Origin of the sequence: Zobellia sp. 1_MG-2023, assembly GCF_030549125.1 — a bacterium.
Classification (GTDB): Bacteria; Bacteroidota; Bacteroidia; order Flavobacteriales; family Flavobacteriaceae; genus Zobellia; species Zobellia russellii.
In genome coordinates this window covers 268,156-283,034 of sequence record NZ_JAUOSY010000004.1, presented here as the reverse complement: position 1 = coordinate 283,034, position 14,879 = coordinate 268,156, and the positions used below count along the sequence as shown (strand labels likewise).

Annotated in this window: 15 protein-coding genes; 7 read left to right on the top strand and 8 right to left on the bottom strand. The window is 40.1% G+C overall.

Going from position 1 to position 14,879, the window contains the following annotated elements; genetic code table 11:
• Positions 1–7: 7 nt before the first annotated feature.
• From Q4597_RS10760 to Q4597_RS10725, 8 genes are all read right to left on the bottom strand, one after another.
• Positions 8–784, bottom strand: a complete 777-nt coding sequence (locus Q4597_RS10760) for a sulfite exporter TauE/SafE family protein (RefSeq protein ID WP_289039796.1) — start codon at positions 782–784, stop codon at positions 8–10.
• Complete coding sequence (gene moeB, locus Q4597_RS10755) at positions 768–1,841, bottom strand: HesA/MoeB/ThiF family protein (RefSeq protein WP_303406214.1); 1,074 nt, start codon at positions 1,839–1,841, stop codon at positions 768–770. Before moeB ends, Q4597_RS10760 begins: the two co-directional genes overlap by 17 nt.
• Positions 1,838–2,434: an NTP transferase domain-containing protein gene (locus Q4597_RS10750; protein WP_215439830.1), complete on the bottom strand. Its 597-nt coding sequence runs from the start codon at positions 2,432–2,434 to the stop codon at positions 1,838–1,840. Before Q4597_RS10750 ends, moeB begins: the two co-directional genes overlap by 4 nt.
• The gene (moaC, locus tag Q4597_RS10745; protein WP_289039799.1) at positions 2,418–2,891 is read right to left on the bottom strand and encodes a cyclic pyranopterin monophosphate synthase MoaC; all 474 of its coding nucleotides are present in this window, start codon (positions 2,889–2,891) and stop codon (positions 2,418–2,420) included. Before moaC ends, Q4597_RS10750 begins: the two co-directional genes overlap by 17 nt.
• Before the next feature lie 4 nt (positions 2,892–2,895).
• Complete coding sequence (gene moaA / locus Q4597_RS10740) at positions 2,896–3,879, bottom strand: GTP 3',8-cyclase MoaA (protein WP_303406213.1); 984 nt, start codon at positions 3,877–3,879, stop codon at positions 2,896–2,898.
• A 72-nt stretch (positions 3,880–3,951) separates the two neighbouring features.
• Positions 3,952–4,362 carry a molybdenum cofactor biosynthesis protein MoaE gene (locus Q4597_RS10735; protein ID WP_215914216.1) on the bottom strand — a complete coding sequence of 137 codons (411 nt, stop codon included), beginning with the start codon at positions 4,360–4,362 and terminating at the stop codon, positions 3,952–3,954.
• Positions 4,363–4,371: 9 nt separating this feature from the next.
• On the bottom strand, positions 4,372–4,614 hold the full coding sequence (locus tag Q4597_RS10730) for a MoaD/ThiS family protein (RefSeq protein WP_215439822.1): 243 nt from the start codon (positions 4,612–4,614) through the stop codon (positions 4,372–4,374).
• Between the two features lie 48 nt (positions 4,615–4,662).
• The gene (locus Q4597_RS10725) at positions 4,663–5,463 is read right to left on the bottom strand and encodes a DUF6503 family protein (RefSeq protein WP_303406212.1); all 801 of its coding nucleotides are present in this window, start codon (positions 5,461–5,463) and stop codon (positions 4,663–4,665) included.
• A 62-nt stretch (positions 5,464–5,525) separates the two neighbouring features.
• On the opposite strand from Q4597_RS10725, the gene Q4597_RS10720 reads away from it, so the two are divergent.
• The 7 genes from Q4597_RS10720 to Q4597_RS10690 all read left to right on the top strand — a co-directional run bounded on the left by Q4597_RS10720 (position 5,526) and on the right by Q4597_RS10690 (position 14,805).
• Entirely contained in the window at positions 5,526–6,338 is an 813-nt protein-coding gene (locus Q4597_RS10720; protein ID WP_303406211.1) for an RNA methyltransferase, read from the top strand.
• Between the two features lie 52 nt (positions 6,339–6,390).
• Positions 6,391–7,617 (top strand): M48 family metallopeptidase, encoded by a 1,227-nt coding sequence (locus tag Q4597_RS10715; protein WP_303406210.1) that lies wholly within the window; start codon positions 6,391–6,393, stop codon positions 7,615–7,617.
• A gap of 103 nt (positions 7,618–7,720) precedes the next feature.
• Positions 7,721–9,925, top strand: a complete 2,205-nt coding sequence (locus tag Q4597_RS10710; protein ID WP_215439814.1) for a bifunctional (p)ppGpp synthetase/guanosine-3',5'-bis(diphosphate) 3'-pyrophosphohydrolase — start codon at positions 7,721–7,723, stop codon at positions 9,923–9,925.
• A gap of 55 nt (positions 9,926–9,980) precedes the next feature.
• Positions 9,981–10,436, top strand: a complete 456-nt coding sequence (locus Q4597_RS10705; RefSeq protein ID WP_215439813.1) for a Fur family transcriptional regulator — start codon at positions 9,981–9,983, stop codon at positions 10,434–10,436.
• A 12-nt stretch (positions 10,437–10,448) separates the two neighbouring features.
• Positions 10,449–11,720, top strand: coding sequence for an adenylosuccinate synthase (locus Q4597_RS10700; protein ID WP_215914210.1), 1,272 nt, complete (start codon positions 10,449–10,451; stop codon positions 11,718–11,720).
• A gap of 143 nt (positions 11,721–11,863) precedes the next feature.
• Positions 11,864–13,627 carry an OstA-like protein gene (locus tag Q4597_RS10695; protein WP_246560556.1) on the top strand — a complete coding sequence of 588 codons (1,764 nt, stop codon included), beginning with the start codon at positions 11,864–11,866 and terminating at the stop codon, positions 13,625–13,627.
• Positions 13,624–14,805 carry an aspartate aminotransferase family protein gene (locus tag Q4597_RS10690; RefSeq protein WP_303406209.1) on the top strand — a complete coding sequence of 394 codons (1,182 nt, stop codon included), beginning with the start codon at positions 13,624–13,626 and terminating at the stop codon, positions 14,803–14,805. The genes Q4597_RS10695 and Q4597_RS10690 overlap by 4 nt, the downstream gene beginning before the upstream one ends.
• The last annotated feature ends 74 nt before the right edge of the window (positions 14,806–14,879 follow it).

Sequence of the window (14,879 nt, the reverse complement as noted above, 5' to 3'; positions counted from 1 at the left end):
ATTTTGTTTAAAATACCTGCGGAATATATTTGAGCAAAATACGAACCCCTACAACAAAAACCAACAAGGCCGTAACCCTTTTGATGCCTTTAGGGGTAAATCGCTTTAAGCTCAGACGAATTCCCAACTGCCCTCCTATCAAAACCGATACTACAAGTGCCAAGGTCTCTTTCCACGGGAGCTCTAACATTCCACCTTGAACGAGACCTGCCAAGCCCGAAATTGAATTCACCAATATAAAAAAACTGGCCAAAGCCGCTATTTTAATGGATTTATCCCATTTTAGGTGATTTAGGATAGGTGCTAAAAATATGCCACCCCCAATACCTACTAAGCCTGACAATAGGCCAATACTACCACCCAATACATAGGTCATGAATTTAGGGTATTGTACTGTTTTCTCGGTAGTATCGTGTTTTACAAAAGTTTGAGAGGCCAAGAAAATAGAGGAAGTTACCAAAGAAAAACCCAACAAGAGGAAAAAAATATGTTCCTCTAATCTAAACGAAGCGCCAAGAAATGCTAGCGGTATACTGGCCAAAACAAAAGGCAAAAAGTCTTTAAATTTAGCATGGCCATTTTTAAAATATAAATAAGTACTACCCGAAACTACTACCAAATTACATATTAAAGCAATCGAACGTATGGCAAAAAAGCCCCCTAAAAAGAGTGTTAACAACGCCAAATAGCTAGAGCCGCCTCCAAAGCCCACTGAAGAATACAGGGTAGCAACAATAAAGAATCCCAGACACAAGAGCACCAAGTTCTCAGTACTTAAGAGCATGTTTTGAAATTTGGTTCATCCCTCCTTCAACATTAATCAGATTGGCATTGGCATGAATACCCTGCAGTTTTGTTACTGCCTTTCTACTCCTTACCCCAGACTGGCAGACCACATAGACCTTAGTGTCATATGCAATTTCATCATGACGTTCATCCAATTCGGAAAGTGGGATGTTTTTGGCAAAAGATAAATGGTTTCTACTAAATTCCTTGGGTGTCCTTACGTCTATAAGTTGCACCTCTTTTTCTTCTATGATTTTTTGAAAAGCATCTGGAGTAATAGAATTCATTGGCACTTCGCAATTAAACTTATAACTCTCTTGCAGCGCATTTATCTTCTGATTTTCAGGATTTGCCGCAAAACGGATTTTCTGGAACGTACTGGACAATCCATCAAAAAGTAGCAGCCTTCCTGTAAGCACCTGCCCAATTTCCGTTATCACCTTAACAGTTTCCAAGGCTTGAAAATTGCCGATAATTCCCGGTACAATTCCCAAAACCCCGTTCTCATCACAATTAGGCACTTCATCGGGCTTTGGCATTTCTGGAAAAAGACAACGGTAGGTTGGCCCTCCTTCAAAATTAAACACACTCACCTGACCTTCAAAGCTATGTAATGCCCCATATACAAATGGTTTATTCAGGATTACACAAGCATCGTTCACTAAATAGCGGGTTGGAAAATTATCTGAAGCATCTACCACTACATCATAATCCGTTATGATTTCAAGTGCATTATCACGAGTTAGAAAGGTTTCGTAAGAAATAATATGGGTCTCAGAGTTCTGATCTTTCAGTTTTTGAACGGCTGTTGCTACCTTAGGCTTTTTTACATCGCTTTCAGAATAGAGCACTTGTCTGTGTAGGTTTGAAAGAGAAACCACATCATTATCTACAATCCCCAAAGTTCCTACCCCCATCGCATTGAGATAGGTCAACACAGGAACCCCTAGTCCGCCAGCTCCTACCACCAGCACCTTGGCCGACTGTAATTTGAGCTGGGCCTCCATTCCAAATTCCTTTAAAATTGTTTGTCGGTCGTAGCGTTCTGCGTTCATTCTACTGCTAATTTCACGATGGCTTCCTTATATTCTTCCTCAGAATTGGCATTCAAAAGGACATTCGGGTCAGAAGGGAAAACCAATTTCACATCACTATTGATCAAATATTTTCTAGGACAGGTTCCGTTACCACTTTCCAAATAGGCCAAACTCTCCTTAAAGGCCGCTGGCTCCCAAATAGCACATAACGGCTCGGGCAACGGGTCTTCTTTTTGAGCAAAGGAACTCGCCACTTTATTAGGGTCACGGGCCGCAATCAATTCCTGTAACGCCTTTAAATCCATTAAAGGAAGGTCACAAGCCAAAACCAACCAAGCCACATCCGGATGCTGTAAATGGGCCGAAAGGAGTCCGTTGTAAGGCCCTTTGTACTTATTCTCATCAACGATTACCGCTACATCATCTGCAATCTCATCTTGCTGCTCCGGCCGGATGCTTAAAAACGTCTTATCACAGACCCTTCCCAAAAGATTATAAAGATAATCGCGCTGCGGCATGCCATGATAAGGTATTAAACCTTTGTCTTTTCCCATTCGGGTGCTTTTTCCACCAGCAAGCACCAAACCGTATATTTTAGGACCTATAATCATTTTTTCCTCCTGTTTTTTCTTTCAATTGAATAGCGCTAATTTGTATGTCATGAGAAAGCGCCTTACACATATCATAAATGGTGAGCGCACTAACCGAAACTCCGGTCAACGCCTCCATCTCAACCCCTGTTTTTTCGGTACATTTTACGGTGCACGTAATCTCTAAAGCCTGATTTTTGGGCAAAATATCTATCTGTACTTTTGAAAGGTTGATTTGATGGCAAAGCGGAATCAATTCCGATGTTTTCTTTACCGCCTGAATACCCGCAATTACCGCCGTTTGAATTATGCTACCTTTTTTACCTAGAAAATCTTGAGCCGCCAAAGTTTCAAACACCGCTTTGGGAAACTCAACGCGCCCCGAAGCTACAGCAGTTCTTGCCGTTACCTTTTTTTCGGATACGTCTACCATGGCTGCGTTACCCGAAGCATCTATATGTGAAAGTTTTTTTTCCATGAATCTAGCCCCCTATTGAGGTCATTGAATTAGAGAATACACCTTTGTACTTCTGTTGCGCCTCAAAGCCCGTTTTTGAACGGCTTCCTATGGCCTTTAAAATACTTTCCTTTATTTTTTCTTCAGAATCCTTAACTCTCAAAATAGCCCGCAGGTTCATACTGGGCTGTGCGTAAAGACAGGTAATTACATCTCCCGTAGCGGAAATTCGTAAACGGTTACAGGTACCACAAAATGTTCTGCTAAAAGAAGGAATAACCCCAAAAGTACCTTTGAACCCAGGTATTTTATAATTGATGGAGGTTGATGTTTTAGGCGATTCCAACTCGTAATAATCGGGATGGGCTTCTTTAATGTACCCAAGAATCCGCTTGTAATCCCATGCAATGCTCTCAAAAGTCTTGCTTCCTCCGTTAAAGGGCATCTCTTCAAGAAAACGCACGGACACATCATAATGCTTGGTAAGCTCTAGCATGGGTAAAATATCTTCCGTATTCTGACCATCCAAGGCAATAAAATTAATCCGAACATTAAAACCTTCCGTAATTAACCGAATAATATTGTTATGGACTATATCATACTGATTGCGACGTGTGATTTTTTCAAAAGTCTCACGGTTAATGGCATCCATACTTACGTTAATGTTCTTGATGCCCAATTCCTTCAGCTCATCAATATAAGGACCTATTAACGTAGCGTTAGTGGTAATAGATATATCGTTAAGACCTTCTAGTTGCGCCATATGACGCATAAGCACCATTAAATCCTTACGTACAAATGGCTCCCCGCCGGTAATCCTAATTTTATCTACGCCTTGGGACACCAAAATTTCACTCAATCGCGAAAGCTCATCTATGGTAAAAAGCTTATCGTTTTTAGCAAAATTGATTCCCTCTGCCGGCATGCAATAGTTACAGCGCAAATTGCAACGGTCCGTTACCGCCAAACGGACGTAATTTATAGTTCTATTATGATTGTCTACCAGCATACATTTATCATTCTCCGTGTAAATGAAAAATAAGGATTGTTCCTAATTTTTCGGTATCGTTCTTTTTAGTTCCTATGGATGTGCCGAAACCCAAACCGTTTTATTCTTAAAAATTTCCTTTTTCCAGATGGGCACACGCTCTTTTAAAGTGTCTATTAAATAACGACAGGCCTCAAAACAAGCATCGCGGTGTGCAGAGGATGCCCCTACCACCACAACTGGCTCTTCAACTGCCTTTTTTCCAACGGCATGACGGATAACCACTTTGTTCAACTTCCACTTTTCAGTGGCCTCAGTCGCTATTTTCTCCATCTCTTTGAGGGCCATGTTTTTATAAGTCTCAAATTCCAGACCTGTAACCTCTTCGTTATTGGTAAACTCCCTTACGGCACCTACAAAGACGCAAATACCCCCGCTATTGGGATGCGAAAGCTCTGTATAGACCTTTCCAGGATCAATTATATCTACAATTTCTATAACCATATATCAAAATCAACCACCACTTACCGGTGGTATTATAGCAATTTCATCTCCTTGATTCAGACTTTCACTATCTTCCGCATACTCGCTGTTTACGGCTACCGCTAAAGAAGAAAGCTTCCCGAAATCCGGGAAGCTGTTCTTTAATTTCTGTTTCAATTCCAAAACAGATTTAGGTACCTCGTCACCTTCCGCAAAACGGAAAGATGACTTACCTACTATATCTTTGGCAATGCCGAATAACAATACCTCCATATCCAAATAAAATTTAAAGATACAAGGTACTTAAAAAAATAAGAAATTTTAGGGATTTAAGATGACTTTTGCATTTTCGGGAACGGCATAAAATGCATCAGGTTTTGATGCTTCCTCCAATGAAATATTGCTAAACTGGGCCGTATTCCTAACTTCCCCAATAGTCCTTCCCTCATTGGTGTACCATGAAATTGACTTTGGCAATTTTACCCCATTAAAGGTACCCCAATCATTATAACGAATAAAGCTCAACTTATCCGATTTTTCATTGGTTCCAAAAGTAAATGTATACCCTAACCATGCCATTTCATAGGTTGCCGGGTCGTAATACAAGAAATAATCATCTTTAGAAGAAGCGCCTACCCCATCATTATAGCTTATATGAATTCCCGGGTACTTTTTACCCTCATACTCCAAATCTTCCGCCTCTCCATAGTTTATACCCGAATCTGCTAAAACAAAGGGCATTGCGTAAAAATAGAACATAAGGTTGTGGTACATATTAGCGTTACCCTTGTAGGCCTTCTGCTCATCTAGTAACCAAGCATCTTTTCCGTCAAATCCTATAGTTGAAGGCGGAATTTCAATTTTATCTTTTCTTGAATATAAATCCACCGTGTGCTTCTCATTAGCATCTGGCTTAACCAATTCAAAACTGAGTGTTCGTTTGTTTTTCCACTCGGCCAATCCCCCGTGGGCATCAAAAACTTTGTTTAATGCTTCAGGGTAGTTATTTTCCTTAACTGGCATTTCTGTTTTCGTTGCCTGTTCAGCCGGTTTGCTTTCCTTTGGAGCTTCTTTACAGTTGGTTAGGCCCAATACCAATAAAATTGAAAAAAATCGTTTCATGTGATTGTTTTTAGTGTTAGGTGCATAGGTCGCAGAATTCCTCTTTTATTTACATTTGCCGTATGCATAAAATTAAGCAAATCTCTAGCGCCCAAAATTCGTTAGTAAAAAAAATCCTGCTCCTAAAAGAGAAATCCAGGGAACGTAAGAAATCCGGGCTTTTTATAATAGAGGGATTTCGAGAAATTCAATTGGCGCTAAAAGGAGGGTATGAAATTGAAACCGTACTTTATCAAGCGGAAGTAATTGACACGAACGAAACTACGGCTCTTTTTGAAAAATCTTTATTAACGCCCGAATACATTGAAATTACAAAGGATGTCTACCAAAAATTAGCATATAGACAGACCACCGAAGGTATTTTAGCCATTGCCAAAAGTAAAACCACTTTGTTGAACGATTTGCAACTCCAAAATAAGAATCCGCTTATACTTGTGGCCGAAGCTCCTGAAAAACCCGGAAATATTGGTGCACTCTTACGTACCGCAGATGCCGCCAACTTGGATGCCGTTATTATTGCCAACCCAAGAACGGACCTCTATAACCCTAATATTATTCGCTCTAGCGTGGGCTGCGTATTTACCAACAAAATAGCCATGGGCAGCACTACCGAAGTAATCGATTTTTTAAAAAAACAGGACATTGCCATTTATTGTGCCGCACTATCCGCTTCTGAAAACTATATCAAAACCAATTTTAAACCTGGCTCTGCCATTGTTGTAGGAACAGAAGCAGACGGACTCTCCCAAGAATGGCTAAAGAGTTCTAAACAGAACATTATTATACCTATGCAAGGTGAGATAGATTCCATGAATGTATCCGTATCCGCAGCTATTCTTATCTTTGAAGCCAAAAGACAGCGAGATTTTCAATAAAAAGCCGTTGTTCTTCTATCAGGCCAACTTCATTTTTAAAAAACGATAACACATGAGTATTCTGTTTTACACTATTGTAACCATTCTTGTACTGCAGTTTATCATTGAAACCGTTCTGGATTACCTGAACGCCAAACGCTACAATGACCCCGTTCCCGATGAGCTCAGTGATGTTTTTGACGAAACCGAATACAAGAAATCACAAGCCTACAAAAAGACCAATTACCGTTTTGGACTGCTAACCTCTAGCTTTTCATTTCTCTTGACTTTAGGTTTTTTAATTTTTGGAGGATTTGAATGGGTTGATCAGATGGTACGAACGGTTACCGAACAACCCATACCAATGGCACTTATGTTCTTTGGTATTATCATGATAGGAAGCGATATAATCACCTTGCCCTTTTCCTATTATTCCACTTTTGTAATAGAGGAAAAATTTGGGTTCAATAAAACCACAAAGGGTACCTTCTTTATGGATAAAATAAAAGGATGGTTGATGATCGCCATTGTAGGTGGACTTATCATGTCATTGATTATTTGGTTCTTTCAATTAGCGGGCTCCTATTTTTGGGTGTACGCTTGGGCGCTTGTAGCCGTGTTTACAATTTTCATGAACCTGTTCTACAGCAAACTGATTGTTCCTATGTTCAATAAGCAAACCCCTCTGGAAAATGGTAGTTTAAAAACCAAAATAGAGGCATTTGCAAAAAACGTAGGCTTTGAACTCAATAATATATTTGTAATAGATGGTTCCAAACGCTCTACAAAGGCCAATGCTTATTTCTCCGGCTTCGGGAAAGAAAAAAGGGTTACACTGTACGACACCTTGATCAACGATTTGGATGAAGAGGAAATCGTAGCCGTCTTGGCACATGAAGTAGGACATTACAAGAAAAAGCACATTATCTTTAATCTTATCGCTTCTTTGGCGTTAACGGGTGTTACGCTATTTGTGCTATCATTGTTCATCAATAATCCGGCGGTATCCATAGCTATTGGCGTGTCTCAACCCAGTTTTCATGCAGCCTTGATCGGTTTTGCTATTCTATACAGTCCCATTTCGGAAATTACAGGTTTGATCATGAACCACTTTTCCCGAAAATTTGAATATCAGGCAGATGATTACGCCAAAGATACCTATGCCGCATTACCACTCATCACCTCATTAAAGAAATTATCCAAAAACAGTTTAAGCAACCTTACGCCCCATCCTGCTTTCGTTTTTATGCACTATTCCCATCCTACTCTTTTGGACAGGATCCAGAATCTAAAACGGTAACTTCAATAGCCTTATTTAAAATTTAAGACACTTTGACCATAGCCCAAAAAGAGGAATAATTTTTGTTGTACGACTGCCAAGATTGTTCTATTTTTATTTGAATATGACGCAGGAAGCTATAGAAAAGGAAAATAAAGAGATTGCGAAGCAATACAAAGAATTGCTACGTATAAGCTATCAACACCTATCGGATGATGATAAAACGCTTATACGCTCTGCATTTGAAATTGCCGTAGACGCTCATAAAAACCAACGGAGAAAATCCGGCGAAGCCTATATATTCCACCCTATAGCGGTGGCAAAAATAGTAGCTTCGGAAATTGGTCTTGATGCTACATCCATAGCATCTGCCCTACTACATGACGTGGTTGAGGACACGGAATACACACTGGATGACATTGAACGGATGTTTGGTGAAACCGTTGCCCGTATCGTAGACGGTCTTACCAAAATTGCGCACCTAAAAAAGGATATGAGCACCTCACAACAGGCCGAAAACTTTCGGAAGATGTTGCTCACCCTTCATGACGATGTTCGTGTAATTATCATTAAAATCGCAGATCGCTACCATAACATGCTTACTATGGATGCCATGCCCGAGCATAAGCAGGTACAAATGGCTTCCGAAACTTTGTATATCTACGCCCCTTTAGCACACCGTATTGGGCTTTATAATATAAAAACAGACCTGGAAGACCTCAGTTTAAAGTATACCGAACCTAATGTTTATAACGGTATTAAGGGTAAGATCGAGGAATCCAAAGAAGACCAACAGGCTTATATAGATGCTTTTTCGGGAGTTATAGATAAGTCTTTAAAAGAAGAGGGACTTAACTATTACATTAAGGGTAGGATGAAATCCATTTTCTCCATTAGGCGAAAGATGAAAGCCCAGAATGTTTCTTTTGAGGAGATATATGACAAATTTGCCATTCGTATTATTTATAAATCGGATCGGCAGAACGAAAAATTCCTGGCCTGGAAAATCTACTCCATCGTAACCGATCACTTTACCCCCAACCCTGTGCGCCTTCGGGATTGGATTTCTTCGCCTAAATCTACCGGATATGAAGCCCTACATATTACCGTAATGGGGCCAAAAGGACGTTGGGTAGAAGTTCAGATCCGTAGTGAACGTATGCATGAAATTGCAGAAAAAGGGTATGCCGCACATTTTAAATATAAGCATGGCGACCAGAAAGAACAGGGTATTGAAGTTTGGCTCAACCGTTTACAAGAAGCGCTTGAGAACGCCAACACCAATGCGGTAGACTTTGTTGAGGAATTTAAACTGAACCTGTATGCCAAGGAAATCTTCGTCTTTACACCTAAGGGCGAACTAAAATCATTACCCAAAGGGGCTACCCCATTGGATTTTGCCTTTAATATCCATACAGAAGTGGGGATGCGAACGCGAGGATCAAAAGTAAACGGAAAGCTTGTTCCACTGAACACCACGCTTCATAGCGGTGACCAAGTAGAAATAATTACCTCAGAACAGGCAAAACCCAACCAAAACTGGTTGGACTACGCTACAACGGCTAGAGCAAGGGCCAAAATAAAATCTTCTTTACGGGAAGAGAAAAAATCGGTTGCTGAAGAAGGCAAAGAAATTCTCCGGAGAAAATTAAAATCCCAGAAAGTTACGCTTAATGAAGATTCCATCAATAAAATGGTAACTTTCTTTAAGCTAAAAACTAGTCTGGATCTTTTTTACCGGGTAGGCATTGGGTCTATAGACAACCAAATGCTCAAAGACTTTTCGTCTTCCTACTCCAACGCCTTTATAAGTTTCTTCAAAAACAAAATGAGAAGGAACCCCAATCCGTTGGAAGTCCAAAAAGAAGAGATTACCTCCAAATACGATGTTCTTGTATTTGGTAAAGAAGAAGAGAAACTGGAGTACAAACTTTCGCAATGTTGTAATCCCATTCCCGGGGATGAAGTATTTGGTTTCGTAAGTGTAAACGAAGGTATTAAAGTGCATAAAAAGAACTGCCCCAATGCCATACAATTACAGTCTAACTACGCATACCGCATCATTAGTGCCAAATGGATAGACTCCAGCCAAGAAGAATTCCTATCTGAAATACGCCTTACGGGAATTGACAACTTAGGTTTGGTAAGTGAGATTACCGAGGTTATATCGGACAATATGCACGTAAACATCCGTAACCTTAACTTTAGTACAGATGGCGGTACATTTAAGGGCACCATTACCGTAGTTGTTAAAAATAATGGTATTCTAAAAAAATTGATGGCAAATCTGAAGAAAATTAACGGAATAGATAAAGTCACAAGAATTTAGAATCGTAATTAAAATATAACCGTACCTTTGCGGATTGACGAATATAACCCTAGTTATGGCAGCCAACAAAAATCAAGAAATCGTAAAAAACGTTTTCACCACTTTTTTAGAAGAAAATGGGCATAGAAAAACACCCGAACGCTATGCCATACTTCAAGAAATTTATGATAGCGAAGATCATTTTGACATTGAATCGCTGTACATAAACATGAAGAACAAGAACTACAGGGTAAGTCGTGCTACACTCTATAACACTATAGAACTTTTATTGGAGTGTAAACTGGTTCGCAAACATCAATTTGGCAAAAACCAGGCACAATACGAGAAATCATATTTTGATCGCCAACATGATCATGTTATTTTAACCGATACCGGTGAGGTAATGGAATTTTGTGATCCTCGTATTCAATCTATAAAGAAAACCATTGAGGAAGTTTTTGATATCAAAATCAATACACACTCCCTTTATTTTTATGGTACTCGAAATAAAAACGAAAACACGAACAGCTAACCAAAATTTTAAATGGCAGTAGATTTATTGTTAGGATTACAGTGGGGAGACGAAGGAAAAGGAAAAATTGTTGATGTACTTACAACAGATTATGACATCATCGCTAGATTTCAAGGAGGCCCAAACGCAGGGCATACATTGGAGTTTGATGGCATAAAACACGTATTGCACACCATACCTTCGGGAATTTTTCACAAAAATGCCTTAAATATTGTTGGTAACGGGGTAGTTATAGACCCGGTAATCTTCAAAAAAGAATTAGACGCATTAAAAAAGTTCAATTTAGACATAAAGTCCAAATTGTTCATCTCAAGAAAAGCGCACCTAATATTGCCTACGCACCGCTTGTTGGATGCGGCTTCGGAAGCATCCAAGGGAAAAGCAAAAATTGGTTCTACCCTAAAGGGAATAGGCCCAACTTATATGGACAAGACAGGCCGTAACGGTATGCGTATCGGTGATCTTGAAATGTCCGATTGGAAAGAAAAATACCGCAATCTGGCCAACAAGCACGAAGCCATGATCGCTTATTACAATGTAGATATACAGTATGATTTGGCAGAATTGGAAAAAGACTTCTTTGAGTCTGTTGCCGAATTGAAAGAGCTGACTTTTATTGACAGTGAGGAATATCTTTACCAAGCTCAAAAAAGCGGAAAGAAAATATTGGCAGAAGGCGCACAAGGTTCTTTATTGGATATTGACTTTGGAACTTATCCTTTTGTAACATCCAGCAATACCACGGCTGCAGGTGCCTGTACCGGTCTTGGAGTTGCTCCAAACCAAATTGGCGATGTAAAAGGTATTTTTAAAGCCTATACGACCCGAGTTGGTAGCGGCCCTTTTCCTACTGAACTTTTTGATGAGGACGGTGAGACCATGGCCCGCGTGGGTAATGAATTTGGCGCTACCACTGGCCGCCCTAGAAGATGTGGTTGGTTAGACCTTGTTGCTTTAAAATATGCTGTGATCATTAACGGTGTTACCGAATTGATGATGATGAAAGCCGATGTTTTAAGTGGATTTGATACCATAAAAGTATGTACCGCCTACAATTACAAAGGAGAGAAAATAGAGCACCTTCCGTTTAATATCGAAGCAGAGAACGTAACGCCCGTTTACTCGGAAATGAAAGGTTGGAAAGAAGACCTTACAAAAATGAGCAGTGCCGATCAGTTACCTGCATCGTTGCAGGAATACATCAGTTTCTTGGAAAAAGAACTTGAAGTGCCTATTAAAATAGTTTCCGTAGGGCCTGACCGTACGCAGACTATACACAGATAACCAAAGGTTATAGAAGAGCTTCGGAATATACAATTTTCGATATGTAGTTTAGGATAGTGTGGATACTTACAGATTTCAGTGCGTTCTGTAAACCTCCTAAATCTATCCTAAACTATATTGCTTCCTTTAAAAAAAACCTACTTTTGGGCAAAATTCAGATAGCATTGAACCTACTCCGCATTTTTTTGTTCTTCCTTGGCGCAACTCTTATAGGCCATGCACAAGAGGAAAAGACTTCCTCTAAGGATACCACACAGAGTAAACAGATCAATATTGTTTACGGTGCCAACTTCACTAAAAACGAAGCCCAATTTCCCGGTGCCTCTATCTTTAGCAAGGATGACAAACAAGTACAATTTGAACACCAAGGAGCAGACCTCTGGTGCGATATTGCCATATATTACCAAAAAGAAAACCGTTTACGTGCTCTGGGCAATGTGCGCTTGCAACAAGGGGATTCCCTAGAAATGACCAGTGGTAAAATTAATTATGACGGAGAAACCAAATTGGCCAAAGCCTTTGAAAGCGTTCTTTTAGAGACTGACCAGAAGAGTAGCAAAGTAACACTTAGGACAGATACATTATATCTAGACCGTGAGAAACAAGAAGCTTACTACAACAGTTTCGGAACCATTGTAGATTCAACCAACACGCTTACCAGTGAAATTGGTCGCTATTTCATGGAATTGGATAAGTATCAGTTTCTAGACAGTGTACATATAGACAACCCACAGTATATTGTGGATTCCGAGCAACTGGACTACTATACTACCTCCAAGAACGCATACATGTACGGCCCTTCTACCATAACCGGAGAAACTTATAAAATCTATTGCGAACGCGGCTTTTACGACACTAAAATTGAAAGTGGCTACGGGATAAAAAACACCCGTATAGACTACAATAACCGTATTATTGAAGGGGACAGTGTTTATTTTGATAAAGCCACAGAATTTGCCTCTGCCACGAATAATATTATAGTAACGGATACGGTAAACAACGGAATTATCCGTGCGCACTATGCCGAGGTCTTTAAAGCGAAGGATTCCGTATTTGCCACAAAACGGGCTGTTTCAATTAGTCTTGTGGAGCAGGATTCACTCTATATGCATGGGGATACCTTAATGATTACCGGAAAACCCGAAAACAGGATACTACGTGCCTTTAGAAACGCAAAATTCTACAAAACCGATTTAAGCGGAAAATGTGATTCCATTCATTCTTCGGAAAAAACAGGAATTACCCAATTAATACGAAATCCGGTTTTATGGAACGGCGATAATCAAATGACGGGAGACAGCATTCATCTGATATCCAACTTGGAAACAGAAAAATTAGACTCGCTCAAAGTATTGGAAAATGCTTTTATTATTTCGTTGGATAGTATAAGTATGACCGGCTACAACCAAGCCAAAGGCAAAGACCTATTTGGTAAATTTGTAGACAACGAGCTTAAATACATAGACTTGGTAAAGAATACCGAAGTTATTTACTACATGTACAATGATGATGAAGAGCTTATAGGTATAGACAAGACCATTTGCAGCAAGATAAATATTGTAATGGCCAATAACGATGTGGAAGACCTTACGTTTTTCATAGAGCCTGATGGCGATATTTTTCCAGAAACGGAACTTCCCGTTGAAAGCAGGAAACTAAAAGGTTTCATTTGGCGTGGTGATGAACGTATAGTAACAAAAGATGATATTTTTGATGAAGATGACAACAACGTTGTCCTCCCCATCATAAGAGGTATAGAAAATCCTATAGATATTGATGCTGAAGAGGCGGAACGTTCCGGTAATTCCAATGACCCGGTAAACAATATTCCCCCGGCCAACAACAAAGCTCCGGCCCCTACCCTTAGGCCTAAGGTCAAAAAAGTGACTTCCAGTTCCGTACAATGAAACAAGATTTTTTAAAATATCAGGCGCAAACCTCTCCACATCCGTTGGTTTTAGAGGTTTCGCACGCTAAGGGCAGTTATATTTATGACACCAAGGGCAACGCTCATTTAGATTTTGTTGCAGGGGTTTCGGCATGTAGTCTTGGCCATTGTCACCCTAAAGTAGTGACCGCCATTCAGGAACAAACGGAAACCTATATGCATGTTATGGTATATGGGGAGTATGTTCAGCAACCTGCCGTAGCCTACACAAAATTACTGGCATCGCTTTTACCGGATTCTTTGGAGACCACGTATATGGTCAACAGCGGAACAGAAGCCGTTGAGGGCGCCATAAAGCTGGCAAGAAGAGCTACGGGAAGAAGCCAATTACTGGCTGCGCGGCACGCCTACCATGGCAATACCATGGGCAGTTTAAGCCTAATGGGCTATGAAGAACGAAAAAGTGCCTTTAGGCCGCTTCTACCGGATGTAGGTTTTATTGAATTCAATAACGAGGACGATTTAAAAAAAATAACCAGAAAAACGGCCGGGGTCATTTTAGAGACCATACAAGGAGGTGCCGGTTTTATTGAGCCTAAAAACGGGTATTTAAAAAAAGTGCGTCAGCGCTGTAACGAAACGGGCACTTTGCTGATATTAGATGAGATTCAACCTGGTTTTGGCCGTACGGGAAAACTGTTCGCTTTTGAGCATTATGACTGTGTTCCCGATATTTTGGTTATCGGAAAAGGAATGGCTTCCGGACTTCCCGTAGGTGCATTTACCGCATCCCAAAAACTCATGGCTACCCTACAGGACAGCCCGAAACTAGGCCATATTACCACTTTTGGTGGAAATCCGGTCATTGCAGCGGCCTGCTTGGCCACGCTTAAAGAAATTACGGAAACGCAACTTATCTCTCAAACCCTTATAAAAGAAGCCCTTGTTAGAAAACTGCTTCAACACCGACTAATTAAAGAAATTAGGGGAAAAGGGCTTATGCTGGCTTTGATTCTGGAAAATGCCGAAATAGCCAACCATTTGGTACTAACCTGTGCCAAGAAAGGTTTAATTCTATTTTGGTTACTTTTTGAGCCCAAAGCGGTTCGGATTTCTCCGCCTTTAACCATTTCAACAGACGAGATTGAAAGCGGTTGTGGCATAATCCTTGAAGTTTTAGAAGGTTATAAGCAATAACCTGTTAACTAATTTGTTAATAATATAGGTGTAATCACGTTTAAAAGTGCCATTCAAAAGGCTACTTTTAATAA

Bases quoted from the DNA above. Each gene is read 5' to 3' on its own strand.
- Q4597_RS10720 (WP_303406211.1), top strand. From the start codon at position 5,526: ATGCATAAAATTAAGCAAATCTCTAGCGCCCAAAATTCGTTAGTAAAA.
- moeB (WP_303406214.1), bottom strand. From the start codon at position 1,841: ATGAACGCAGAACGCTACGACCGACAAACAATTTTAAAGGAATTTGGA.
- Q4597_RS10715 (WP_303406210.1), top strand. From the start codon at position 6,391: ATGAGTATTCTGTTTTACACTATTGTAACCATTCTTGTACTGCAGTTT.
- Q4597_RS10760 (WP_289039796.1), bottom strand. From the start codon at position 784: ATGCTCTTAAGTACTGAGAACTTGGTGCTCTTGTGTCTGGGATTCTTT.
- moaC (WP_289039799.1), bottom strand. From the start codon at position 2,891: ATGGAAAAAAAACTTTCACATATAGATGCTTCGGGTAACGCAGCCATG.
- Q4597_RS10730 (WP_215439822.1), bottom strand. From the start codon at position 4,614: ATGGAGGTATTGTTATTCGGCATTGCCAAAGATATAGTAGGTAAGTCA.
- Q4597_RS10750 (WP_215439830.1), bottom strand. From the start codon at position 2,434: ATGATTATAGGTCCTAAAATATACGGTTTGGTGCTTGCTGGTGGAAAA.
- Q4597_RS10735 (WP_215914216.1), bottom strand. From the start codon at position 4,362: ATGGTTATAGAAATTGTAGATATAATTGATCCTGGAAAGGTCTATACA.
- moaA (WP_303406213.1), bottom strand. From the start codon at position 3,879: ATGCTGGTAGACAATCATAATAGAACTATAAATTACGTCCGTTTGGCG.
- Q4597_RS10725 (WP_303406212.1), bottom strand. From the start codon at position 5,463: ATGAAACGATTTTTTTCAATTTTATTGGTATTGGGCCTAACCAACTGT.
- Q4597_RS10690 (WP_303406209.1), top strand. From the start codon at position 13,624: ATGAAACAAGATTTTTTAAAATATCAGGCGCAAACCTCTCCACATCCG.
- Q4597_RS10710 (WP_215439814.1), top strand. From the start codon at position 7,721: ATGACGCAGGAAGCTATAGAAAAGGAAAATAAAGAGATTGCGAAGCAA.
- Q4597_RS10700 (WP_215914210.1), top strand. From the start codon at position 10,449: ATGGCAGTAGATTTATTGTTAGGATTACAGTGGGGAGACGAAGGAAAA.
- Q4597_RS10705 (WP_215439813.1), top strand. From the start codon at position 9,981: ATGGCAGCCAACAAAAATCAAGAAATCGTAAAAAACGTTTTCACCACT.